Origin of the sequence: Microbacterium dextranolyticum, from assembly GCF_016907295.1 — a bacterium.
GTDB lineage: Bacteria > Actinomycetota > Actinomycetes > Actinomycetales > Microbacteriaceae > Microbacterium > Microbacterium dextranolyticum.
This window is the reverse complement of the sequence record NZ_JAFBBR010000001.1, coordinates 875,970-900,021: the sequence shown is the minus strand read 5'-3', so window position 1 is coordinate 900,021 and position 24,052 is coordinate 875,970. Positions and strand designations below refer to the sequence as shown.

The 24,052-nt window shown below is 70.9% G+C and carries 18 protein-coding genes and 1 other RNA gene; 4 read left to right on the top strand and 15 right to left on the bottom strand.

The genetic code is table 11. The features are described 5' to 3' along the window. Positions 1–150 precede the first annotated feature (150 nt). The 7 genes from JOE64_RS03945 to JOE64_RS03915 form a co-directional block, all read right to left on the bottom strand. Entirely contained in the window at positions 151–1,230 is a 1,080-nt protein-coding gene (locus tag JOE64_RS03945) for an aspartate-semialdehyde dehydrogenase (RefSeq protein ID WP_204963053.1), read from the bottom strand. Positions 1,231–1,390: 160 nt separating this feature from the next. Continuing rightward, positions 1,391–2,692: an aspartate kinase gene (locus tag JOE64_RS03940; RefSeq protein WP_204963052.1), complete on the bottom strand. Its 1,302-nt coding sequence runs from the start codon at positions 2,690–2,692 to the stop codon at positions 1,391–1,393. A gap of 104 nt (positions 2,693–2,796) precedes the next feature. Then, entirely contained in the window at positions 2,797–3,429 is a 633-nt protein-coding gene (locus JOE64_RS03935; protein ID WP_204963051.1) for a DUF3349 domain-containing protein, read from the bottom strand. Between the two features lies 1 nt (position 3,430). After that, positions 3,431–3,718, bottom strand: coding sequence for a hypothetical protein (locus JOE64_RS03930; RefSeq protein WP_204963050.1), 288 nt, complete (start codon positions 3,716–3,718; stop codon positions 3,431–3,433). An 18-nt stretch (positions 3,719–3,736) separates the two neighbouring features. Beyond that, positions 3,737–4,933, bottom strand: a complete 1,197-nt coding sequence (locus JOE64_RS03925; RefSeq protein WP_204963049.1) for an inorganic phosphate transporter — start codon at positions 4,931–4,933, stop codon at positions 3,737–3,739. A gap of 74 nt (positions 4,934–5,007) precedes the next feature. Next, entirely contained in the window at positions 5,008–5,601 is a 594-nt protein-coding gene (gene recR / locus JOE64_RS03920) for a recombination mediator RecR (protein WP_204963048.1), read from the bottom strand. A gap of 3 nt (positions 5,602–5,604) precedes the next feature. Continuing rightward, a complete protein-coding gene (locus JOE64_RS03915; protein WP_204963047.1) occupies positions 5,605–7,884 on the bottom strand; it encodes a DNA polymerase III subunit gamma and tau in 2,280 nt (759 codons plus the stop codon). An 81-nt stretch (positions 7,885–7,965) separates the two neighbouring features. Between JOE64_RS03915 and JOE64_RS03910 the strand changes: the two genes are divergently transcribed. Continuing rightward, positions 7,966–9,084: an NAD(P)-binding domain-containing protein gene (locus JOE64_RS03910; RefSeq protein WP_204963046.1), complete on the top strand. Its 1,119-nt coding sequence runs from the start codon at positions 7,966–7,968 to the stop codon at positions 9,082–9,084. 149 nt (positions 9,085–9,233) lie between these two features. Here the strand turns inward: JOE64_RS03910 and JOE64_RS03905 are convergent, their stop codons facing one another. Genes JOE64_RS03905 through JOE64_RS03895 form a run of 3 tightly spaced genes read right to left on the bottom strand, consistent with a single transcriptional unit; the run spans position 9,234 to position 13,339 of the window. Next, positions 9,234–9,797 carry a hypothetical protein gene (locus JOE64_RS03905; RefSeq protein ID WP_204963045.1) on the bottom strand — a complete coding sequence of 188 codons (564 nt, stop codon included), beginning with the start codon at positions 9,795–9,797 and terminating at the stop codon, positions 9,234–9,236. Positions 9,798–9,801: 4 nt separating this feature from the next. Continuing rightward, positions 9,802–11,841, bottom strand: a complete 2,040-nt coding sequence (locus JOE64_RS03900) for a primary-amine oxidase (RefSeq protein ID WP_239531696.1) — start codon at positions 11,839–11,841, stop codon at positions 9,802–9,804. 19 nt (positions 11,842–11,860) lie between these two features. Continuing rightward, positions 11,861–13,339 carry an APC family permease gene (locus JOE64_RS03895; RefSeq protein WP_204963044.1) on the bottom strand — a complete coding sequence of 493 codons (1,479 nt, stop codon included), beginning with the start codon at positions 13,337–13,339 and terminating at the stop codon, positions 11,861–11,863. 209 nt (positions 13,340–13,548) lie between these two features. On the opposite strand from JOE64_RS03895, the gene JOE64_RS03890 reads away from it, so the two are divergent. Next, entirely contained in the window at positions 13,549–15,033 is a 1,485-nt protein-coding gene (locus JOE64_RS03890; RefSeq protein ID WP_204963043.1) for an APC family permease, read from the top strand. Continuing rightward, entirely contained in the window at positions 15,026–15,724 is a 699-nt protein-coding gene (locus tag JOE64_RS03885) for a helix-turn-helix domain-containing protein (RefSeq protein WP_204963042.1), read from the top strand. Before JOE64_RS03890 ends, JOE64_RS03885 begins: the two co-directional genes overlap by 8 nt. A gap of 41 nt (positions 15,725–15,765) precedes the next feature. On the opposite strand, the gene JOE64_RS03880 is transcribed toward JOE64_RS03885, so the two are convergent. From JOE64_RS03880 to ffs, 5 genes are all read right to left on the bottom strand, one after another. After that, positions 15,766–18,327: a glycoside hydrolase family 65 protein gene (locus tag JOE64_RS03880; protein ID WP_204963041.1), complete on the bottom strand. Its 2,562-nt coding sequence runs from the start codon at positions 18,325–18,327 to the stop codon at positions 15,766–15,768. Between the two features lie 29 nt (positions 18,328–18,356). Next, positions 18,357–19,085: an HAD family hydrolase gene (locus JOE64_RS03875; RefSeq protein WP_271202448.1), complete on the bottom strand. Its 729-nt coding sequence runs from the start codon at positions 19,083–19,085 to the stop codon at positions 18,357–18,359. A 96-nt stretch (positions 19,086–19,181) separates the two neighbouring features. Next, positions 19,182–20,375, bottom strand: coding sequence for an acetate/propionate family kinase (locus tag JOE64_RS03870; RefSeq protein ID WP_204963039.1), 1,194 nt, complete (start codon positions 20,373–20,375; stop codon positions 19,182–19,184). Then, positions 20,372–22,510 carry a phosphate acetyltransferase gene (gene pta / locus JOE64_RS03865; protein WP_204963038.1) on the bottom strand — a complete coding sequence of 713 codons (2,139 nt, stop codon included), beginning with the start codon at positions 22,508–22,510 and terminating at the stop codon, positions 20,372–20,374. Before pta ends, JOE64_RS03870 begins: the two co-directional genes overlap by 4 nt. Positions 22,511–22,867: 357 nt before the next feature. Continuing rightward, an RNA gene (ffs, locus tag JOE64_RS03860) (signal recognition particle sRNA small type) lies at positions 22,868–22,964 on the bottom strand. A gap of 105 nt (positions 22,965–23,069) precedes the next feature. Here ffs and JOE64_RS03855 point away from each other — a divergent pair. Beyond that, positions 23,070–24,050, top strand: coding sequence for an AAA family ATPase (locus JOE64_RS03855; RefSeq protein ID WP_204963037.1), 981 nt, complete (start codon positions 23,070–23,072; stop codon positions 24,048–24,050). Positions 24,051–24,052: the final 2 nt, after the last annotated feature.

The following is a 24,052-nucleotide window of genomic DNA, read 5'->3' as shown; positions in this document are numbered from 1 at the left end:
TCTCGGGTTTCTTTCCCCCACCGCAACTCCGGGCGCCAGTCGGCCCGCTCCGCGTGGCACTCGCGCACCGAAACGGCGTTCGCGCGTCGAGACCGCGTGTACGAGTCACGGTCTCGACGCGCGAACGCGGTCTCGAGGGGGTGGCGGCGATCAGGCCGCGGGAGCGGCCGCGCCCAGGCGTGCCGCGACGAGCTCGGCGATCTGGACGGCGTTCAGCGCCGCACCCTTGCGGAGGTTGTCGTTCGAGAGGAAGAGGACCAGGCCCTTGCCCTCGGGAGCGGACTGGTCGGCGCGGATGCGACCGACATAGCTCGGGTCGTTGCCGGCGGCCTGCAGCGGCGTCGGCACCTCTTCGAGGACGACACCGGGGGCGGATGCCAGGATCTCGCGCGCCCGGTCGGGCGTGAGGTCATCACGGAACTCGGCGTGGATCGACAGCGAGTGCCCCGTGAAGACAGGCACGCGCACGCAGGTGCCGGCGACACGGAGGTCCGGCAGCTCGAGGATCTTGCGCGACTCGTTGCGGAGCTTCTTCTCCTCGTCGGTCTCGTTGTCACCGTCGTCGACGAGGTTCCCGGCGAAGGGGATCACGTCGAACGCGATCGGCGCGACGTACTTCTCGGGCTGGGGGAAGTCGACCGCCGAACCGTCGTGGACGAGATCGAGCGTGTGGTTCTGGGCGAGCACGCCCTCGACCTGGCCGAGGAGCTCCTGCGCACCAGCGAGGCCCGAGCCCGACACCGCCTGGTAGGTCGAGACGATGAGGCGCTCGAGTCCGGCCGCGGCGTGCAGCGGCTTGAGGACCGGCATCGCGGCCATCGTCGTGCAGTTGGGGTTCGCGATGATGCCCTTGGGCGGGTTCACGGTCGCGTGCGGGTTGACCTCACTCACGACGAGGGGCACCTCGGGGTCCATCCGCCAGGCGCTGGAGTTGTCGATGACGACCGCGCCGGCCTCGGCGAACCGGGGAGCGTGGGCGCGCGAGCCGGTCGCACCGGCGGAGAACAGGGCGATGTCGATGCCCGAAGGGTCGGCCGTGGCGACATCCTCGATGACCACGGTCTCGCCGCCGAACTCGACGGCGGTGCCGGCGGAGCGGGCCGTCGCGAACAGGCGCAGTTCGCGGATCGGGAAGCTCCGCTCGGCGAGGATCTCGCGCATGACCGTGCCGACCTGGCCGGTCGCGCCGACGACGGCGACGGAGAGTCCTGAATCAGAGATGCGCGTCATGAGGGATCCTTGCGTGAGTGCGGGGTTTCGGTGATTCTACCGGGGCCGGATGCCCGGGCATCCGCGTCTGAGGCGTGCGTCCCTGCCGACGAGAGACGGTTTCCTGCCGACTCGACCGCGCGATGCGGCCGTGGGCGGCGGCGATCGAGCGGATGTCGCGTCAGCGGCCGGTGCCGGCGTGGACGACCGCCTCGGCGTCGGCGTCGAGGCCGAACGCCGTGTGGACGACCCGAGCGGCGCCCGCCAGGTCGTCGCCGCGGACGACGACCGAGATGCGGATCTCGGAGGTCGAGATCATCTCGAGGTTCACGCCCGCGGTCGACAGCGCTTCGAACAGGGTCGCGGAAACGCCCGAGTGCGTGCGCATGCCGGCACCGACGACCGACAGCTTGCCGATCTGGTCGTCGTGCACGAGGCTCTCGAAGCCGATGCCGGGCTGCTCGGCGGAGAGCGCGCGCAGGGCGATGGCGGCATCCGACTTCGGCACCGTGAACGAGATGTCGGTGCGACCGGTCGCAGCGGCCGACACGTTCTGCACGATCATGTCGACGTTCGCGCCGCTCTTGGCGACGACGGTGAAGATCTCGGCGGCCTTGCCGGGCACGTCGGGCACGCCGATGACCGTGATCTTGGCCTGGCCGAGGTCGGTGGCGACACCGGCGACGATGGGCTCTTCCATTGCGGACTCCTCTGTGGGGGCTGGTGCCAGACCGGCGGGAACGGTCATGCCCGGGCCGAGCACGAACGTGCCGGGGCCGGAGCTGAAGCTGGAGCGGGCGTTGATCATGACGCCGTGGCGACGGGCGTACTCGACGGCGCGGATGTAGAGCACCTTCGCGCCGTTCGCGGCCAGTTCGAGCATCTCCTCAGAGGTGACGACGTCGAGCTTTCGCGCCTTCGGCACGACGCGCGGGTCGGCCGTGAAGATGCCGTCGACGTCGCTGTAGATCTCGCAGACGTCGGCTTTCAACGCCGCGGCGAGCGCGACGGCGGTCGTGTCGGACCCGCCGCGTCCGAGGGTCGTGATGTCGCGGGTGTCGCGGTTGAAGCCCTGGAACCCGGCGACGATGACGATCGCGCCCTCGTCGAGCGCTTCGCGCAGACGCACCGGCGTGACGTCGACGATGCGCGCCGAACCGTGGTCGGCGGTCGTGATCATGCCGGCCTGGCTGCCGGTGAACGACCGCGCCTCGAATCCCATCGAGTGGATGGCCATCGCGAGCAGCGCCATCGAGATGCGCTCCCCCGAGCTGAGCAGCATGTCGAGCTCGCGCGGGTTCGCGATGGGCGCGACGTCGTGCGCGAGGTCGAGCAGCTCGTCGGTCGTGTCACCCATCGCGCTCACGGCGACGACGACGTCGTTGCCCGCGCGACGGGTGTCGACGATGCGCTTCGCGACGCGCTTGATGCTCTCGGCGTCGGCGACGGACGAGCCGCCGTACTTCTGGACGATCAGCGCCACGTGTGGAACTCCCGGCGTGTGTGGGCGTGGAAGAGGATGCGGGACCACCGGCCCCACCGCACCATCTTAGAGAGAGGCGGATGCCGCCCGCGCCATGCGCGACGTCATGCCCCGCCGGGGCGGTCGAGGACCAGTCCGCTTGCCGTCAACCGCTCCTCGACGCGGGCGAGGTCTTCGTCGGAAGGCAGGTCGTCGAGGACCTTGCTCATGAGCACGCGCGCGTCGACCACCGACACCTCACCGCGCTCGGCGCCGATCGCGACGAGGGCGTCCGCGATACGGGTGACCTCGTCGTCGCTCAGCCGGCGACGGAGTACGGCGAGGATCGGCACGTAGTCCGACGCGGGGATGCCCTCGGGGTAGCCCCGACGCAGCCACGCGAGCACACGCTCGATGAGCCCGGGACCGGCCGGCGGCACGGGCGCCTCGGGCTCCGCCCACTGCCTCGCGGAGCCGCTGAGCGGCCACCCCGCGGCCGCGAGCCGTGACGCCACGAGGCGGATGTCCGCCTCTTCCGGCGGCTCGGAGGTGACGTGCTCGATCGCGGCACGGATGTCGCTCACCCGAACGACCGCGTCGTCGCGCGTCTCGAGGGCCTCGACGACGGCCTCGAACTCTGCGGAACTCAGGGTGCGGCGCAACAGCGCGAGCAACGGATAGTAGTCGGTCGGGGGAACGCCCTCCGGATAGCCGGCACGCAGCCAGCGCAGGATCGCGGCGCCGATTCCCTCTGCCACCTCAGCCCCCGAAGACCGAGATGCCGAAGTAGTGGTTGAGGCTGTGCCGCGTGATGAAGAGCACTCCGAGCAGCACCGCCACGATCACCACGCCGAATAGAACGTAAGCCGTCGCCGTGGCCGCCGGGCGCCGGGCCGTCGCAGCGCCCTCGGCATCCGTCTCACCCGCACCCGTCGCCTGCAGGCGCAGCCCGAGCGCGAACAGCGCCGGAAGGCCCGCACCGAACAGTGCGCCCACGATCAGAACGCGCACCGCCGCAAGGAGGATGTCTGCCCAGTGGATGTCCATCGTCTCTCCGATCCTCGCTCACGCCACCGGCGTCTGCTGCGAGCCGGCGGGAACGAGGCCGCCGTCCCATTCTTCATTGACGTTGCCGGCGTGCACCGGCTGGCGGCGGCTGCGCAGGTACAGCGCGACCGACAGCGCCACCAGCAGAGCGAACACCACGATCGCGCCGGCGACGCCCCCGATGCCGTTGGCCACGAAGTAGCACAGGGCGCCGACGATCGCCGCTGCCGGCATCGTGGTGAGCCACGCCGTGGCCATGCGCCCCGCGACACCCCAGCGCACCTGCGCGCCGGGCTTTCCGACGCCCGAACCGAGGATCGATCCGGTCGCGACGTGCGTCGTCGACAGCGCCATGCCCATCGAGCTCGAGGTGAGGATGATCGCGGCCGAGGATGCCTCGGCGGCCATGCCCTGCGGCGAGTCGATCTCGACCAGCCCTTTGCCGAGCGTGCGGATGATCCGCCAGCCGCCCAGATAGGTGCCGAGGGCGATCGCCGCCCCGCACACGAAGATGATCCACACGGGCAGGCCGTCCTGCTCGATGCTCTGCGTCGACAGCGAGCCGTGCGCGATCAGGGCGAGCGCGATGACACCCATCGTCTTCTGCGCGTCGCCCGTGCCGTGGGCGAGGGAGACGAGGGATGCCGTGCCGATCTGGCCCCAGCGGAACCCGGCGTCGCGTCGCTTGCGCGCCACGCCGCGGGTCAGGGCGTAGACGAGGAACGTGCCGAGGGCCGCGACCGCACCCGCGATGACCGGTGAGAGAAACGCCGGGACGATGATCTTGGCGATGATGCCTTCCCAGTTGATCGCGACGGCACCCGCGAGGCCGGCTCCGATCAGGCCGCCGAAGAGGGCGTGCGACGAGCTCGAGGGCAACCCCAGCAGCCAGGTCAGGAGGTTCCAGACGATGCCGCCCACGAGGCCGGCGAAGATGATCGTCATCGCCGTCTCGCCGCTCAGCCCCTCGACGAGCCCGCCGGAGCTCGTCTGGATCTTCAGGACGTCCTTCGTGATCGTCGTCGCGACCTCGACGGACAGGAACGCGCCCACGAGGTTCAGGACCGCGGAGATCGTCACCGCGACCTTGGGCTTCAGCGCGCCCGTCGCGATCGACGTCGCCATCGCGTTGCCGGTGTCGTGGAATCCGTTCGTGAAGTCGAAGGCGATGGCCGTGACGATCACGAGGATGAGAATGAGGATCTCGCCGCTCATGCACACAGGATGTCCGAACAAGATGGACGACAGGTGCCGCGCACGAGAACGAACGGTGCGCGCCGAACACGGGTTCAGATGCTGCGGCGGCCTTCGAAGGCGCGGCCGAGGGTGACCTCGTCGGCGTACTCGAGGTCGCCGCCGACAGGAAGGCCGGAGGCGAGTCGCGTGACGCGGATCTCGAGCGAATGCAGCAGACGGCTGAGATAGGTCGCCGTCGCCTCGCCTTCGAGATTCGGGTTCGTCGCGAGGATCACCTCTTGCACGGTGCCGTCGGCCAGACGCTGCATGAGCTGGGTGATGCGCAGCTCATCGGGGCCGACGCCGGCGATCGGGCTGATCGCTCCCCCCAGCACGTGGTAAAGCCCGCGGAACTCGCGCGTGCGCTCGATCGCCGAGACGTCCTTGGCGTCTTCGACGACGCAGATGAGCGTGCCGTCGCGGCGCGGATCCCGGCAGATCGCGCAGCGCTCCTGTTCGCTGACGTTGCCGCACACCTCGCAGAAGCGCACCCGCTCACGCAGCTCGCCGAGCAGCTGCGACAGTCGCGCGACGTCGAAGGTGGGGGTCTGCAGAATGTGGAACGCGATGCGCTGGGCGGATTTCGGGCCGATGCCCGGAAGCCGGCCGAACTCGTCGATGAGGTCTTGGACGATGCCGTCGTACATGGGCTAGCTGAACCTCGTCGCCGTCACGTGCGGCTCTTCGCGCACGAAGGTCGCCCCGAGCACCTGACGCACGACGGCCTCGCCCACCCGCTCGATCCGGTTCGACCGCGACGAAGGCGACGCTGACGATGCGGCCGGCGGTGAGACCGACGCGACCGGACGACGCTCGGTGGGCGCGGGGACGCGCGGCGGCGCGTACCCGTGATCGTCGGGTGGCGGCAGGGCATCGTCGTCGTCCGGCGGAACGTCGGAATCGGGGATGACCTCGCCCTCGCGCTCGATCTGGAACGCCCGCGCGGGTGCGATGTCGTCGGGCTCGTCGTCGACTGCGAACTGCGGTGGCGCGGCGACGTCCGGCTCGCCGGTGGGAATCGTCGCGACCGCCCACTCCGTGACCGGAGCGACCGGCGCCGCCGATGCACCGCCACGCGGTGCCGACGCTCCGCCGTCGCGGGCAGCAGGGCCGGGGCCCGGGTTCGCGGGAGAGGTGCCGCGGGGCGCTCCGCCTGCCGGGGTCACACCACCCGGTCCAGGGCCGCGGGTCCCGGTCTCGCCCCCGTCGGAGCCGGCCGGACCGGTCGGGTCGCCGGGACCGGTGGGGGCCGCAGACCCGCTCGCCGGAGGCGGAGGACCGTCGTGCCGAGCGACGTACTTCACGCGGACGCCGAGAACGTCCAGGATCGCGCCGCGAAGGTCCTCGCTGGGCCCCTTGCCGGCGGCGAGTTTCTTGAACGCGGCGACGTCCGCCTGACTCTGGAAGCCCAGGGTCAGAACGTCGTCGGCGTACGCGAGCGGCGTCGCGGCGGTCGCGAGCATCCACGACGACCGGCTCACCCCTTCGAGTCGCTGCAGAACTTCGGGCCACGCATCGCGCAGCTGGTCGAAGGTCACGGGTCCCGCAGGGACGACCGGAGCGACCGGCACCACGGGTGCGACCGCCGGAGCGGCGGGGACGGATGCCGGAGGTGCGATCTCGGGTGTGGTCGACGCTCCGCGCACGACCGAGGCCGACTCCCCCGAATCGTGCGCGCGCGCGGCCTCCGCCGGGGCGGCCGGTCGCGGGGCAGGCGCACCCGTGGCCGCCGCCGGAGAGACGGACGGAACGGAGCCGGCCGGAGCCGCGGCGATCGCCGCGCCGCCGGTCGACAGCCCCGCGGTCGAGAAGGTGAGAACGCGCGCCACGAGCAGCTCGAGCTGGAGGCGGGGAGAGGTCGCCCCGTTCATGTCGTCGAGGGTGCCGACGACGAGGTCGGCGATGCGCGAGAGCCGATCTGTTCCGAATGCGGCCGCCTGACGCGACATGCGTTCCAGCTCGTCCGCGGGCGTGCCGCGCAGCACCGCCGCGGCCCCTTCTCCCGTGGCGGCCACGATGATGAGGTCGCGCAGCCGCTCGAGCAGGTCGTCGACGAAACGGCGCGGGTCCTGCCCGGTCTGCAGCACCCGGTCGACGGCGGCGAACGCCGCCGCAGCATCGGAGGCACCGAAGGCGGTGACGACCTCGTCGAGGAGCTCGGCGTGCGTGTACCCGAGCAGAGCGACCGCCCGCTCGTAGCGCACGAGCGTCGCATCCGCTCCGCCGGCACCCGTGGACGGGTCGGACCCTGCGATCAGTTGGTCGAGCAGCGAGAGCGTGTCGCGGGGCGACCCGCCGCCGGCGCGGACGACGAGGGGAAGGACTCCGGCCTCGACCTGCACGCCCTCTTCGGCGCACAGCTGCTCGACGTACTCGAGCATCGCCGCCGGCGCCACGAGGCGGAACGGATAGTGATGGGTGCGCGAGCGGATCGTGCCGATGACCTTCTCGGGCTCGGTCGTCGCGAAGATGAACTTCACGTGCTCGGGCGGCTCTTCGACGAGCTTCAGCAGCGCGTTGAACCCCTGCGGGGTGACCATGTGCGCCTCGTCGAGGATGAAGATCTTGAAACGGTCACGCGCCGGCGCGAAGATCGCGCGCTCGCGGAGGTCTCGGGCGTCGTCCACACCGTTGTGGGATGCCGCGTCGATCTCGACCACGTCGAGCGATCCGCCGCCGCCGCGGCCGAGCTCGACGCAGCTGTCGCAGGTGCCGCAGGGAGTGTCGGTCGGCCCCTGCGCGCAGTTGAGGCATCGCGCGAGGATGCGCGCCGACGTCGTCTTGCCGCATCCGCGGGGACCGCTGAACAGGTAGGCGTGGCCGACCCGGTCGCCGCGCAGTGCCGTCATGAGCGGCTCGGTGACCTGGGCCTGGCCGATCATCTCGCCGAAGCTCTCGGGCCGGTAGCGGCGATACAGGGCGGTGGTCACCAGAACAGACTACGGCGTGCCTGCGACATCGGCTCAGCCGCCGGTGGGAACACCGCGCGCCCGTGCGCCGTTGCACGAGTCGTGGATCCGCAGCCCGTCGACGTCGTCGTGATCGGCGCCGGGCAGGCCGGACTCTCGGCCGCCTATCACCTGCGACGCCGGGGTTACTCCCCCGTCGACGACGCCCCGGGCGACGAGGGTCGCTTCGTCGTCCTCGATGCCGACGACGGCGCCGGCGGGGCCTGGCGCCACCGTTGGGACTCGCTGCGGATGGCCACCGTCAACGGCATCCACGAGCTGCCCGGCTACGCCGTGCCTGCCGCCGATCCCGCTGCCGCCGCGCGCGACGTGCTGCCCGCGTACTTCGCCGCCTACGAGGAGAGATTCGATCTGCGGGTGCGGCGCCCCGTGCGCGTGCGGGCCGTGCGCCGCGCCGACGCCGATCCCCAGGGACGGCTGCTCGTCGAGACCGGCACAGGCGTGTGGTCGGCGCGATACGTCATCAACGCGACGGGCACCTGGCGACGCCCGTTCTGGCCGCACGTCCCCGGAGCGGAGCGGTTCCGCGGCCGTCAGCTGCACGTGCACGACTACGTCTCGGCGGCCGAGTTCGCCGGGCTCCGCGTCCTCATCGTCGGCGCCGGGATCTCCGCCGTGCAGCTGCTGGATGAGATTTCGCACGTCGCCGAGACGTTCTGGGTGACCCGGCGCGAGGTGCGCTGGGATGCGGCCGAGTTCGACACCGCGGCACGAATCGCCGCCATCGCGGGGGTCGAGGAGCGCGTGCGCCGCGGCGAGCCACCCGGCAGCGTCATCTCGATCACCGGTCAACACCGCACCGCCTGGTCGGAGTCGGCACGGGTGCGCGGGGTGCTCGTGCGGCATCCGATGTTCGCGTCGATCGAAGAGGACGGCGTACGGATGCCGGACGGCTCGTTCGAACGCGCGGATGCCATCCTGTGGGCGACCGGCTTCCGCGCCGATATCGGCCACCTCACGCCGCTGCAGCTGCGCACCTCGGCCGGCGGCGTCCGCGTCGCGAACGGGCGCGCGCTCGACGAGCCGCGCCTGTTCCTGATCGGCTACGGCCCGTCGCAGTCGACGGTGGGAGCCAACCGCGCCGGGCGCGACGCGGTCCGGGCGATCGTCGCGTCCACAACTCCGGAGAAATCGACGGAGGCGGCCGCCGGAGCCCACTGATCCGGCGTCCCGCGGCAGAACTCCGGAGTTGTGAACGGGCGCGCCCCGGCGCCCCCGGCCTGGGGCCGAGGCGGCCCCCGGCGCGCGGCGGGCCCGGTGGCCCGGCGGACCCAGCCGGCCCGGGCGGACCCGGCGGGCCCGGGCGCGGCTCAGAGCACGAGGCCCCATGCCATCATCCCAGCCGAGACCGCCATCGCCGCGTACTGACCGCGGTCTAGACGCGAGCGGGAGCGCGCGATGACGACGAGAGATGCCACGACGTAGACGCCGGCGAGGGTCACGCCGAGCACGCCGATCTCCGCCGCCGACGCTCCCACCCCGGAACCGCCGTGCGCGTGCGCCGCGACCCCGAGGCCCGACCCGGTACTGGCCGCGGCGCCGCCGGCCGCCATCGCGAGCAGCAGCGCGGCCATCACGACCATGCCGCCGGCGGCATGCGCGACCATCGTCGCCTCGGTGCCGCGGACCGGACCGCTCCCTGCGCCGTGTGCGAGGCGTGATCGGCGGTGCGAGGCGGCGAGCGCCATGGTGGTGGCGAGGAGCAGGGCGACCCACCAGACGAGCGGCACGAGGTGCCCGACCGCCGAGTCGATCATCGCGATCATCATCACGAGGCCTGCGGCGACCTCGCGCACCCGCGCCCGCCGGCGGTCGGCTGCCAGACAGCACAGTCCGACCGCGGCGGGCGCGAGCGCGAGCAGGTGCGGCGTCACGATCTCAGCAGTGGTGAGCGTGACCGGCGTCGCCGTGGTCGGACGAGGCCGGGTGCGCATCGCCGCCGTGCGCGTGCCCTTCCGCGTCGTGCGCGGCCGTGCCGTGCGCATGCCGCGGGGCGCAATGCGACGACCGCGGCGCCGGGACGTGCAGGGTCGGGTTCCGCTCGAAGAAGTTGTACGGCTTGAGCGTGAACTTCGCGTAGTCCATCGGCATGACGGGCCAGTCCTCGTTGCGAGGGAAGTGCGTGAGGCCGAAGGTGTGCCACAGCACGACGTCCTCGCCGACGAGCGGCTCGTCACCGGCGATGAACGCCGGGATGCCCGCGCCGCCCGGATGCTGGTTCACGAAGTCACCCGCGGCATAGCGCTCGTCGGGGTCGTACTTCGTCACGAACAGGTTCTTCGTGGCGAAAGCGGCCCGCGCCGCGATCGACGACGCGTCGTCGGCGAGCAGCACCGGTGTCTCGGTCGGAAACAGCACGTACGACGTCGGCTGGCCGAGCGAGGTGGTGTGCTCCGTCGACGCAATCTGCCACACGCGGTTCACGGCCCCGTCTGCGACGCGGCCCGACGCCTTCTCGGAGAGGAGCGGCGTCACCTTCTTCGTGAAGGCGTTCCCCGCCGGGTTCGTCGCCGAGATCGGCAGGCGTACGGCGTCGATCTCGTTGACGACGTTCGCGAGCCCGTCGACGGTCATGTCGAGCCGCGCCGAGAAGAGGTGCTGATGGTACGGCGCACCGAGACCCGGTGCGACCTCGGACGCGAACGGATACCCCTCGCCCGGGTACGACGACGTGAACAGGATGCCCGTGAGCTTCGCCTCGCACTCGATCGTGCCGTCGAGGTAGAGGTACCAGAAGAATCCGTAGTCGTAGTTGCCGACGGTCGTGAAGAACGAGATCACGAGGCGCCGCTGACGGCGCACCTCGCTCGACCCGGTGAAGATGTCGGTGTGCTTCCAGAGGGAGCCGAAGTCCTCCTCGTGCATGCAGATCGCGTTGCGGACCGTTCGCGGCAGGCCGAGTTCGTCGGAGAGCACGGCATCCACGTAGGTGATGTCTCCGACGCAGTCGCAGCCGAGCTCGAGCTCGTTGGTGTACCGCCCGAAGAGGTACTCCCCCGTGTCGAAGTAGTTCTGCCAGAAGCGGTTCGGCGCAGGGTCGGCGTAGGGAACGACCATCTCGCTGATCGAGCCGCGGTACATGACCGGCCGCCCCTGGAAGCTGAGCTGCCGCAGGATCAGTCCCTCGCGGGTGTCGAATCCGATCCGCAGGTCCCAGTCACCCCAGGTGACGTGCTCCTGGTCGACAGTGAAACTCGCCCCCTCGGGCTGGGTGATGACGATCGGGCGCAGCCCCTCGAGCGGCGGGCCCTGGAGCTCCGGGTCGTCGAAGTTGCCGCTCGTGTCGGGCACGGCGAAGCCGGGGGTGTCGACGATCTGGATGACGCTGCGCGCGGCGACGTCGATGTAGGCCGTGAGGCCGTCGACGGGGTGCGCCCACGGGTGGTCCTTCGGGTGATCCTGTCGGAAGGCGAACGTGCGCAGGATGCGGCGCCCCTCTTCGGCCGCGTAGCCGTAATTCCCGGCGGACAGCGGCACGAGCACGACGTCATCGACGGTCAGTCCCCGCGCGGCGAGCGCCGCAATCCAGCCTGCGTCGGCATTCGCGATCGTCGCGACCTCTTCGAACTCGGCGTCGAGGATGGGCAGCTGCCCGCCCGTGCCGTCGAGAACGGTCTCGCGGAGGATCTCGCCCGTTGCAAGCGAGACGACGAGATCACTCGAGCGGGTCGTCGTCATGTCGAGCAGCTGCACCCGGACGCGACGCTCGGGGAGCGCCCCGCCCGCCTCCCAGGCGAGGATGTCGCCTTTCGCGGGCTCCTCGAGGCCGACGTAGGCGAAGCGCACCCGGTCGGTCGTCGACGGGAGGGCGAGCACGAGGGCGCGCACGGCCTCGATCTCGGCGGCGGTCAGAGAGGCGAGCGGGTGGACGGTGGCACGAGCGGCGGGCGCGGCGATCGTCGGGTCGGTGAGGGTCATGGTGATCTCCTGGTGGGGGTCAGCCTGCGATGGCGTCGGTGAGTTTGGCGTAGGCGGCGGGGCGGCGGGTGCGGATCCAGGCCGCCTGCGCGTAGCCGATGAGGGGGAAGACGGCCACGAGGCCGAGGAGGAACCAGCTCACGCCGCCGAAGACGGGTGCGCCGTCGGCATCCATGTCGCCCACCATGATCGGGAAGTACGCGACGATGAGCGCCGACGAGAGCACGAGCCCGACGAAGCCGAGCGCGGGCGCGATGACGGTGTTCCAGAGGCGTCGGTCACGCCGCGTGCGGGCGAAGTAGACGATCACGGCGATGGAGGTCACCGCCATGAGCACGGCGATCGCGAGGGTCGCGACGCCGGCGAACCACGTGAACACCTGCAGCACCGGCTCGAGCTGGAAGATGGCGAACACCACCACCAGCACGGCAGCCGTGACGGTCTGCACGAGCGAGGAGAAGTGCGGCGAGAGGTGGCGGTGGTGGACGCCCGAGAGACGCTCGGGCAGGACGCCGGCGGTCGACATCGAGTGCTGGTAGCGCGTGACGACGTTGTGGAAGGAGAGCACGCACGCGAACATCGAGGTGATCAGGAGAACGTTCGTGATGACCTCGCCGGCGGTGCCGAGGTAGGTCGCCATCGTACGCAGGATGAGACTGCCGGGGTCGGCCGCGGCGGCGTCGACCACCCCGCTCGGTCCCCACGCCATGACCAGGCCCCACGAGGCGACCGTGTAGAAGACGCCGATGCCGATGACGGCGAGGTACGTCGCGCGCGGGATGGTGCGGTCGGGATCGCGCGCCTCGTCGCGGAAGATGGCCGTGGCCTCGAATCCGATGAAGGCCGCGATCGCGAACATGAGGCCGACGCCGGGCGAGCCGCTGACGACCTGCGACGGCTGGAACGGCGCGAGGCTCAGCCCCTCGGGTGCACGGAAGAGGACGACCGCCACGAGGATCGCGACGATGCCGACCTCGGCGATCAGGAGCACGCCGAGCACCTTGCTGGACAGGTCGATGTGGCGGTAGCCGAGGATGCCGACGAGTCCGATGATCGCGAGGGCCATGAGCCACCACGGCAGCGTCACACCGGTGTAGGTCTGCAGTGTGTAGGAGAGGATGTAGCCGATGTAGCCGTACACCGACACCTGGATCGCGGTGTAGGTGAGCATCGCGATCCAGGCTGCGGCGAGGCCGGTCGAGCGGCCGAGGCCGTATCCGACGTAGGTGAAGAAGGCGCCCGGGCGGGGGATGTGCCGCGACATCGCCGACAGACCGACGGCGAACAGCAGCAGGATGACCGCACTGACCGCGTACAGTGCGGGGAACCCGACGCCGTTGCCGAGAAGGATGCCCAGCGGGGCTGCGCCGCCGATGACGGTGAGCGGGGACGCAGCGGCGACCACCATGAAGACGATCGCGGTCGCCCCCAGCGATCCGGTCAGCGTGCGGGTGCCGGCCGTGGTCGTCGCGGCGGCGGATGGATCGAGTTTCGTCATGGGGACCTCTCTGGGGTCGGGCCGGGAAAAATCCGATGAGGCGATGCTCGTCCCGCCGCATCACGCCCCCGTTCCCGCAGCGTGAAAGCTCGCGCACCCCAAACGGGAGCACGGGCGTGCGCCGTCTCATTCGGGGAAACCGCACGGAAACACCCGGGACGCCGCCGGGCAACGGCGCCCGCCTAGCATCGAGCGGCGAGGAGGCATCGATGACCGCTCTGGAGCGTGCGATCCACGATCCCGCGCCGGTCCGTGCGTTCGGTCGGCGTTCTCCCCTGGAGGGCCTGGACCGGCAGAGCGTCGGCTTCGTCGACGTCATGGCGCAGTCGGTGTCGGCGGTCGCACCCGCGGCGGCTGCCACGACCGTGACCGGTCTGGTCGCCGGCGTCTCGGCCGGAGCCGTCGTCGTCTCGGTCCTCGTCGCCGGCGTGCTGAGCCTGCTCATGGCGGGAACCGTCGGACAGTTCGCCCGGCGACTCGCGGCCAGCGGCGCGCTCTACACCTACGCGGCCCGCAGCTTCGGGCCGCGCGGCGGCCTGGCGACGGGAGCCGCCGTGCTCGTGGGGTACGGCGCGATCGCGATGTTCGCCCTTCTCGGCGGCGCACACTACACGCGGCTGCTGCTGCGCCCGATCACGCCCGAGATCGACACCCCGCTCGGCATCGGCGCGATCGTGCTCGCCGAGTCGGCTCTGCTCACGATCGTCCTCGTGCGGGGCATCCGCCTCTCCGCGCGTGTCGCCCTGGTCGTCGAGCTCGCCTCGGTCGCGCTCATCGCCGCGCTGCTCACCCTGCTGCTCACGCGCATCGGACCGATCGACCCCGCATCGCTCCTGCCTTCGGGTTCCGACTCCGCCCTCGGCGTCGCGGCGGGGGCTCTCATCGCACTGACGGCCTACGTCGGGTTCGAGAGCGCCACCACGCTGGGGGTCGAGGCGCGCGCGCCGCTGCGGACGATCCCCCGCGCCATCCGTGCGACGGTGATCGTCTCGCTCGTGCTGTACCTTCTCGCCGCGGTCACCCAGGTGGCCGGTTTCGCGGGACTGGGGCGCGACCTCTCGCGCAGCGCCTCGCCCGTCAACGACCTCGCGAACGCCTTCGGCCTGGGCGGATGGGCGGTGCTGGCGGATGCCGGCATCGCGGCATCCTTCCTCGCGTGCGCGATCGGATCGACGACTGCTCTCGCCCGGGTGCTGTTCGCGATGGGCCGAGACGGCGTTCTCGGCGCGACCGTCGGACGCACGCACGCCCGCTACGGCACGCCCATCGGCGCGATCTCGGTGTCGCTGCCGATCGTGGTCGCCGTCCCCCTCACCCTCGCGGTGACGGGGGTCGACCTGCGGGCGGCGATGCACCTCACACTCGCCATCGGAGGCGTCGGCTACATCGTCTCCTACGCTCTGGTGTGCCTCGCCGCGCCCGTGTTCCTGCGCCGGATCGGCGAGTCGACGCAGGCGGCGGTCGTCATGTCGTGGGTCGCGGCCATCGCCCTGCTGGCCGCGGTCGTCGCATTCGCCGCCGCCGACGTGTCCTCCGGCAGCCCCGCGATGGCCGTGGCGATCGCGATCGCCGTGGTCGCCGCGATCGCGATCGCGTGGCGCCTGCGGCGACCGCTCGGCACGCTGGGGGCCTACGACGTGCCGGTCGCCGATGCCGTGCTGGGTGGCGTGGCGCGGGACGACCCGGATGGCTGAGGCGGGCGCACCGTCGCTGTCGGCGCGTCAGCCCCGCGCCATCCACAGCGCTCTGACGGTGCTCGAAGCGGTCGCGGAGCTGGGCGCGGGCGTCACGGCACGCGAGCTGTCCACGCACCTGGATCTGCCGCGCGCGACGACGTATCGCCTGCTGAACCTCCTCGTCGAGGACGAGTACCTGGTGCGCACGCCCGATCTGTCGGGCTTCGCCTTGGAGGCGAAGGTGACGCAGCTCGCCGCGGCGGTCCAGCCGGCGCGGCTGCCCACGACGGCGCGCACGTTGATCGCCGAGGCACGGGCGACGCTGCGCGGTGGGGTGCACGTGGCCGCCTACACGAACGGACGGCTGCACATCCTCGACGAAGACCCGGACTTCCCCCTGAGCGACCCGGTCCGCCTCGCCCGCGACCCGGAGCACTCCGCTCTCGGGGTGCTGATGCTCGTCGCCACCGGCGGCGACGGCCCGGCAGCGCAGGCCGCGGCGACCGAGCTCGCGCGGCTCGGTGGCGTCACCCGGATGGACGGTGCGACGCCCGGGGTCGGATGCCTGGCCGTTCCGCTGCGCGGTGCCGACGGCGAGATCGCCGGCGCGCTCGCATTCGCCGGGCCGCGGCACCGCATCGTGGACGCGCCGGCACTCGTCGCCCGGCTCTCCCCCTTCGCCGAGAGCCTCGCGCCCTACGTCGCCTGAGGCCGCGACCCGGGGTCGGCGGCCTCAGCGCGAAGCGGGCGTCAGGAGTCGACGCCGAGGTTCCCGTGCTCTTCGCGCGGGTGGGCGAGCTCCGATACGGGCAGAGAGCCGGTGACCACCGGAATGCTCGTGGTCATCGTCGCGCTCGGGACCGACGCCGACAGCAGCGTCCCGTCTTCGCGGAGCGACTCCCCGAGGTCGCCGAGCGTCGGACGGCCGGCGATGACCGGCCCCTGCCCGGCGAGCGGCACGCTGACCGTCGCTCCGCCGACGACCTCGACGTCGCGCCCGCGCACGGAGAAGGCGACCGGATCGCCCTCGCCCGCCGTCACGGTCAGCTCGCGCCGCGTGATCGTCACCTGCAGGGGCGTGCCACGCCACTGCAGCGGGAACGACAGCGAGGGCCAGTCCTTCGGCAGCCGCGGATCGAACGACAGCTCGCCGTAGTGGTCGCGCATGCCGCCGAAACCGGCGACCAACGCCGTCCAGACGCCACCCGCCGAGGCGACGTGCACGCCGTCGGCGGCATTGTGATGCAGGTCGCCCAGATCGACGAAGATCGACTGCGCGAAGTACTGCAGGGCGAGATCCTGATAGCCGACCTCGGCAGCCAGGATCGCCTGCACGACCGCGGACAGAGTCGAATCGCCCGTCGTGAGCGGGTCGTAGTACTCGAAGTCGGCGAGCTTCTCGTCGTCGGTGAAGTGGTTGCCCTGGAGGTACAGCGCGAGCACGACATCGGCCTGCTTGAGCACCTGGTAGCGGTAGATGACGAGCGGGTGGAAGTGCAGCAGAAGCGGACGCTGCTCCGTCGGCGTGTTCTCGAGGTCCCACACCTCGCGCTCGAGGAAGACCGCGTCCTGCGGGTGGATGCCCAGGGCTTCGCTGTACGGGATGTGCATCGCCTCGGCGGCGGCATCCCAGGCATCCGGCTCGCCGTCGTCGAGTCCGAGGCGTGCCACCATCGCGGCGTACTCGGCGGGGGCCTCCTCCGCCATCTCGCGCACGATCCGCGCCGCGAAGCGCAGGTTGTAGCGGGCCATGACGTTGGTGAACAGGTTGTCGTTGACGACCGTCGTGTACTCGTCGGGACCGGTCACCCCGTGGATGTGGAAGACCTCGGGCTCACCGTCCTCGGTGAAGCGCCAGAACCCGAGCGTCGCCCACAGGCGCGCCGTCTCGACCGCGATGTCGACGCCCTCACGATAGAGGAACTCGTCGTCGCCGGTTGCGCGCACGTACTTGCCGAGCGCGAAGCTGACGTCGGCGTTGATGTGGTACTGCGCGGTTCCGGCGGCGTAGTAGGCGGATGCCTCTTCGCCCGAGATCGTCCGCCAGGGGAAGAGCGCCCCGGCCTCGTTCAGCTGACCGGCGCGCTTGCGGGCCGCCGGGAGCATCAGGTAGCGCATGCGCAGTGCGTTGCGCGCCCAGACGGGGCTCGTATAGATGAGGAAGGGCAGGACATAGATCTCGGTGTCCCAGAAGTAGTGACCGCTGTAGCCCGATCCGGTCACACCCTTCGCGGGCACGCCCTGGCCGTCGGCGCGGGCTGCGGCCTGGGCGAGCTGGAAGAGGCACCACCGTGTGGCCTGCTGCAGGTCGTCGCGTCCGCCGATGACGACGTCGGAGCGCTGCCAGAAGGCATCCATCCACGCCGCCTGGCGGTCGTACTGCGTCTGCACGCCTTCGGCCTCGACGCGGTCGAGCGTGCGACGCCCTCGGTCGACGAGTTCGCGCGCGGGAACCCCGCGCGAGGTGTGATAGCTCACGAGCTTGGTGACGGTCACCGGAACGCCCGCCCGGGCCTGCACGCGGAAGACGTTCTTGGCGATGTCGGGTTCGACGAGCGTGCGCGCCGAGTAGTCGTTCTCGGTCTCGATCAGATGGTCTGCGACGACCGCGAGGGTCATGCGCGACTCGGTGACGCGGTACGACAGGGCCGAACGCCCCCCGGACTGCCAGTACTCCTGCGGCTGCAGCACGCGGTCGTGGATCTTCTCCGCCTTGCGCGGGTCGAAGCCGGCCTTCTTCGCGCTCGCGCCGCCCGGAGCCGCACCGCCGTACACGTCCTCGCCGTCCTGCCGATTGATCAGCTGGCAGCTGATCGTGACCGGGGCATCCGCGTTCAGCACCGTGACGGTGACGCGCATCGCGGCGAGGTGCTTCTCTTCGAAGGAGACCATCCGATCGCTCTCGATGAGCACATCCTTGCCGCTGGGGGTCATCCAGCGCACCCGGCGGGTGATGACCCCCCGGCGCAGGTCGAGCGCGTGCTCGTAGTCGCGGATGTCGGCGACGTCGAAGGCGAGCGGCTCGTCGTCGACGTAGACGCGCATGACCTTGGCGTCGGGCGCGTTGATGATCGTCTGCCCGACCTCCGCGAAGCCGTAGGCCTGCTCGGCGTGACGGATCGGGAACGTCTCGTGGAACCCGTTGATGAAGGTTCCCTGCTCGTGCGCGTGCCGCCCCTCCGGGTGGTTTCCACGCAGGCCGAGGTAGCCGTTGCCGAGAGCGAACAGCGTCTCGGTGACGCCGACGTCGTCGAGCGAGAACTCGGTCTCGACGAGGCGCCACGGATCGACCGGGAAGCGTCGACGGTCCATGCCGTCCATTCCTGCGGATCGCGGCCCCATCAGCGGACGAGCTCCGCGAGGTCGTCGACCACGACATCCGCGCCGAGCTCGCGCAGCGCCTGCGCGCCGGCGCCGCGATCGACGCCGACGACGAGGCCGAACCCGGCGGCCGAGGCGGACTGCACACCCGAGTGCGCGTCTTCGACGGCGGCGCTGCGGGCGGGATCGACGCCCAGCATCCGCGCGCCGGCGGCGAACATGTCGGCCTCGGGCTTCGAGCGCAGACCCTCGCGCGCCGCGACCACGCCGTCCATGACGATGGGGAAGAAGTCCCGGATGCCCGCTGCCGTCAGCACCTCTTCGGCGTTCTTCGAGCTCGAGACCACGCCGATGGGGGTGCCGGCCTCGTGCAGTCGCACGAGGAGCGCGAGCGATCCCGGGTACGGGGCGATGCCCTCGGCCCGCAGTGTGGCGGCGAACACCTCGTTCTTGCGGTTCCCGATCCCGCACACGGTGTCGGCCGTGGGGAGGTCATCCGGCGCACCCCACGGCACCTCGACATCGCGTGAGCGCAGCAGGCCGGCGACGCCGTCGTAGCGCTGCTTTCCGTCGAGGAAGCGGAAGTAGTCGTCGTCGGTGTACGGCGGGTCGATGCCCCACGCCGCGAACAGATCGGTGAACATCGTCCGCCATGCGCGCATATGGACCTCCGCCGTCGGCGTGAGAACGCCGTCGAGGTCGAACAGCACGCCGTCGTAGGTCGTCAGGTCGGGGAGTGCGTCTGCCACGCTCTCAGCGTAGTGGCGGGGTGTGAACGCCATGTGTCCGGAGGGGGCGCCGCCCGCACTCCGGGCGGCGCAACCCCGGCGCTGCGCCGAGCCCCGTCAGGCGGGGATCGCGACGCTCAGGGTCTGCCGCGCGATCTCGAGCTCTTCGTTGGTCGGAACGACGAGGACCTCGACTGCGGAGTCGGGCGTGGAGATGCGACGGATGCCGCGCTCGCGCGCCTCGTTGCGCTCGGCGTCGATGTGCACGCCGAGGAACCCGAGGGTTGCCAGCGCCTCGGCCCGCACCAGCGCGGAGTTCTCACCCACGCCGGCGGTGAAGGAGATCACGTCGACGCCGCCGAGCTGGGCGATGTAGGCGCCGATGTACGCGCGCAGACGGTGGATGTACACGTCGAAGGCGAGCATCGCCGCCCCTGCCCCCTCGGCACGGCGCGACTCGATGTCGCGCATGTCCGAGACACCCGTGAGGCCCAGCAGACCGCTCTTCTTGTTGAGGAACTCGTCGAGACCGCCCGGGGTCAGCTCTTCGCGGCGGGCGAGCACGAGCAGGACCGAGGGGTCGATGTCGCCCGAGCGCGTGCCCATCACGAGTCCCTCGAGCGGGGTGAGGCCCATCGAGGTCTCGACCGAGTGACCGCCGTCGACGGCGGTGATGGAGGCGCCGTTGCCGAGGTGGAGCACGATCTGCTTCAGCTCGCGCAGGGGCCGATCGAGGTAGTCGGCGGCGGCCTCGCTCACGAACTTGTGGCTCGTGCCGTGGAATCCGTACCGGCGGATGCGGTGCTTGCGCGCGATCGTGTGGTCGATCGCGTACGTGTAGGCGGCCGGCGGCAGGGTCTGATGGAACGCCGTGTCGAACACCGCAACGTGAGTGAGGTCGGGGAAGGCATCCCGTGCGGCGCGGATGCCCTGTAGCGCGCCGGGGTTGTGCAGCGGGGCGAGCACCGAGAGCTCGTCGATGTTGATCTCGACGAGGTCGTCGATGATCGTCGGGTGGAAGAAGCGCGCGCCGCCCTGCACGACGCGATGCCCGACGGCGGAGGGTGCGTACTCGCTGAGCGACGGGCCGTTCTGGGCGAACGCGTCGAGCATCACCTGGAAGCCGACGGTGTGGTCCGGGATCGGCAGCTCGCGATCGTAGGTCGCATCGCCGACCTGGTGGCGGGCTGCGCCCACGCTCTGGCCGATGCGTTCGACCAGGCCCGAGGCGAGCGCCGTCTCGGTCTCGACGTCGACCAGCTGGTACTTGAACGAGGACGAACCGCTGTTGATGACGAGGACGACGGTCATGCGGATGCTCCCTGAGCCTGGATCGCGGTGATGGCGATGGTGTTGACGATGTCGTCGACGAGGGCGCCGCGCGACAGATCGTTGATCGGTTTGTTGAGCCCCTGCAGGACCGGCCCCATCGCGATCGCGCCGGCGGAGCGCTGCACCGCCTTGTAGGTGTTGTTGCCGGTGTTCAGATCGGGGAAGACGAACACCGTCGCGCGACCGGCGACCGCCGAACCCGGCATCTTCGCCTTGGCGACCGCGGCGTCGGCGGCGGCGTCGTACTGGATGGGACCCTCGACGAGCATCTCGGGGGCACGCTCGCGGACGATGGCCGTCGCCGCGCGCACCTTATCGACGTCTTCGCCCGAGCCCGACTCGCCGGTCGAGTACGACAGCATCGCGACGCGCGGATCGATGCCGAACTCCCGGGCCGTCTCGGCCGACGAGATCGCGATGTCGGCGAGCTGGGCGGAAGAGGGGTCGGGGATGACGGCGCAGTCCCCGTAGACGAGAACGCGGTCGGCGAGCGCCATGAGGAAGACGCTCGAGACCACCGAGACGCCGGGCCGGGTCTTGATGATCTCGAAGGCGGGACGGATGGTGTGCGCGGTGGTGTGCGCGGCGCCCGAGACCATGCCGTCCGCCAGCCCCAGGTGGACCATCATGGTGCCGAAATACGACACATCGGTGACGGTGTCGGCGGCCTTCTCGTATGTGACGCCCTTGTGTTTGCGCAGCTCGGCGTACTCCCGCGCGAAGCGGTCGACGATCTCGGGGTCGAAGGGGCTCAGCACCTGCGCCGCCGACAGGTCGAGTCCGAGCTCGACGGCACGTCCGCGCACGTCGGCCTCTTCGCCGAGGATCGTGAGGTCGGCGATGCCGCGGGCCAGCACGGTCGCCGCCGCCTTGAGGACCCGGTCGTCGCCGCCCTCAGGAAGGACGATCCGCTTGCGCCCCTGACGCGCGGTCTCGAGCAGCTGGTACTCGAACATGAGCGGGGTGACGACGGCGGAATGCGCGAGGCCGAGAGCGCGGGCGAACTCCTCGGTGTCGACGTTCTGCTCGAACAGGGCGATCGCCGTGTCGAAGCGGCGCTGCGATCCGGCCGCGAGGCGACCGCGCGTGCCCATGACGCGGACGGCCGTGTCATAGGTGTCGAGATCGGTCTGCACGATCGGCAGCGACGAGTCGAGGCCCGCCATGAGTTCGCGGACGGGGCCGGGCAGCGGGAACGGCCCGTTCAGGATGATCCCCGAGATCGAGGGGAACGTGCCCGACGAGTTGGCGAGCAGAAGGCCCAGCAGCACCTCGGTGCGGTCGGCGGGGACGATCACGATGGCCCCCTCGGTCAGGCGGGGCAGGATGTTGTCGAGCGACATCCCCGCGACGACCACGTCGAGCACCTCGCGCGTGAGCAGTTCGTCGTCGCCGCGCAGCAGGGTGCCGTCCAGCCGCAGCAGGATGTCGCGGACGGCGGGGGCGACCAGCAGTACGTCCTCGGGGATCGCCCACACGCCCACGGGTGCTTCGCGCGTGCCGTCGACGGCCGGCGCGTCCTCGACGACGGCGCGCACCGCCGCGTCGATCTCGACGAGCCGCGCCGGGTCGGCACGGTTCGTGATCACGGCGAACAGCTCGGCACGCTGGTGGGTGATGTCGGTGAGGGCGAGCGACATGAGCTGGCCCAACTGCTCGGGCGTGCGGGCGACGCTCACCCCGAGCCGGTCGCCCTGGTCCGCGCGGCCGTTCAGCACCACCAGGACCGGGGAACCGAGGTTCGCCGCGATCCGGGCGTTGTAGCCGAGCTCGCTCGTGGAGCCGACGTCGGTGAAGTCGCTGCCGACGATCACGACCGCGTCGCACTTGGCCTCGACGGCCTTGAAGCGTTCGACGATCTTCGACATCGCGGCATCCGCGTCGCGACGCACCTCGTCGTAGGTGACGCCCACGCACTCGTCGTAGTCCAGGTCGACGCCGACGTGATCGAGGAGCATCTCGAGCACGTAGTCGCGTTCGCTCGTCGACCGCGCGATGGAGCGGAACACCCCCACGCGCGGGATCGAGCGGCTCAGCGCATCGATCGCCCCGAGGACGATGGTGGACTTTCCGGACAGGCCCTCCGTGGAGGTGATGTAGATGCTCTGCGCCACCCCTTCAGCCTAGGCGGGGCGCGCGCGACCGGGCCAGATCGGGCCCGGACAAAACCCGGCAGTCCCCCGCGGTCGCACCCTGGGGCATCCTGCGCGCGACTCGATCGCCGGGTTCGGGGTCGCGTGTGGTCGCCGACTCGCGCATCCATCGACCGCACGCGGCCCCGAACCGGATGCCCGCGGGCACACGCGACCCCGAACATTTCCGGGCGTGGGCAGACGCGACCCCGAACCTTCCCGGCGCGGGTGCGACACATGGCCGAGACCGAAGCGCGCGGAAGAGGAAGAGAACGAGCGGGCACCACGCGACGATGCGGATGCCGGGGCACCGGCGGTGAGCTCGAGACACCGCCGGGAAAGTAAGACTCTCCGCGAACCCGGCAGAGCCTGGTTACCCTTGCTACGTTTCCGTCCTGGGGGATTTGGCCTGGATGCCGCCTCGCGGAGAGCTTCTTGGAGTTTACCCGACGTCGGGGCCGGCCCGCGCCGCCGCGGGTTAGCATCGAGCGACACACCCCGCGACGACGCGGCGATCCCGCCGCCGCGAGACAGGCCACGTATGTCCCACGTACCGATCACCGCCGACGCGTTCTCCCGTGCGACGGAGGCCGTCCTGGCATCCGTGTCGCGGGTGATCGACGGCAAGCCCGCCGCGGTGCGCACAGCTCTCGTGTGCCTGCTCGCCGAGGGGCACCTGCTCATCGAGGACGTGCCGGGCGTCGGCAAGACGATGCTGGCGCGCGCGCTCGCGGCATCGGTGGATGCCACGGTCCGCCGCATCCAGTTCACGCCGGACCTACTGCCGGGCGACGTCACCGGCGTCAGCGTCTACAACCAGGTCGACCGCGAGTTCGAGTTCAAGCCGGGCGCGATCTTCGCGCACATCGTCATCGCCGACGAGATCAACCGCGCCTCTCCCAAGACCCAATCCGCCCTTCTCGAGGCCATGGAGGAGCGGCAGGTCACCGTCGACGGCGTCTCACGTGCGCTCGAGAACCCCTTCCTCGTCGTCGCGACCCAGAATCCGCTCGAGATGGAGGGCACCTACGCTCTGCCCGAGGCGCAGCGCGACCGGTTCATGATGCGCATCTCGATGGGGTACCCGGATGCCACGAGCGAAGCGCTCATGCTGCGTCAGCGCGAGAGCGTCAACCCGCTCGACGACCTCGTGCCGGTCGTCGACGCCGACGGCGTGCGCGCCTTGATCGCGACGGCCCGCGCCGTGCACGTCTCCCCCGCCGTGGAGGAGTACGCGGTGGCCCTGGCCCGCGCCACGCGCGAGCATCCCGAGATCCGCCTCGGCGCCAGCCCGCGAGCGACGCTGCAGCTCGTGCGCGCCGCCAAGGTCTGGGCAGCGCTGGACGGGCGGGAGTTCGTCATCCCCGATGATGTCGCGATGCTCGTGGAGCCCGTCTTCGCGCACCGCCTGATCGTCGCGCGCGGCACGACGAGTGCGCGCAGCCGTTCTGCCGCCGACACGATCTCCGCGGCCCTGCGGGGAATCGTCGGCACCGTCCGCGTTCCGCTCGCGACGCGCTGAGG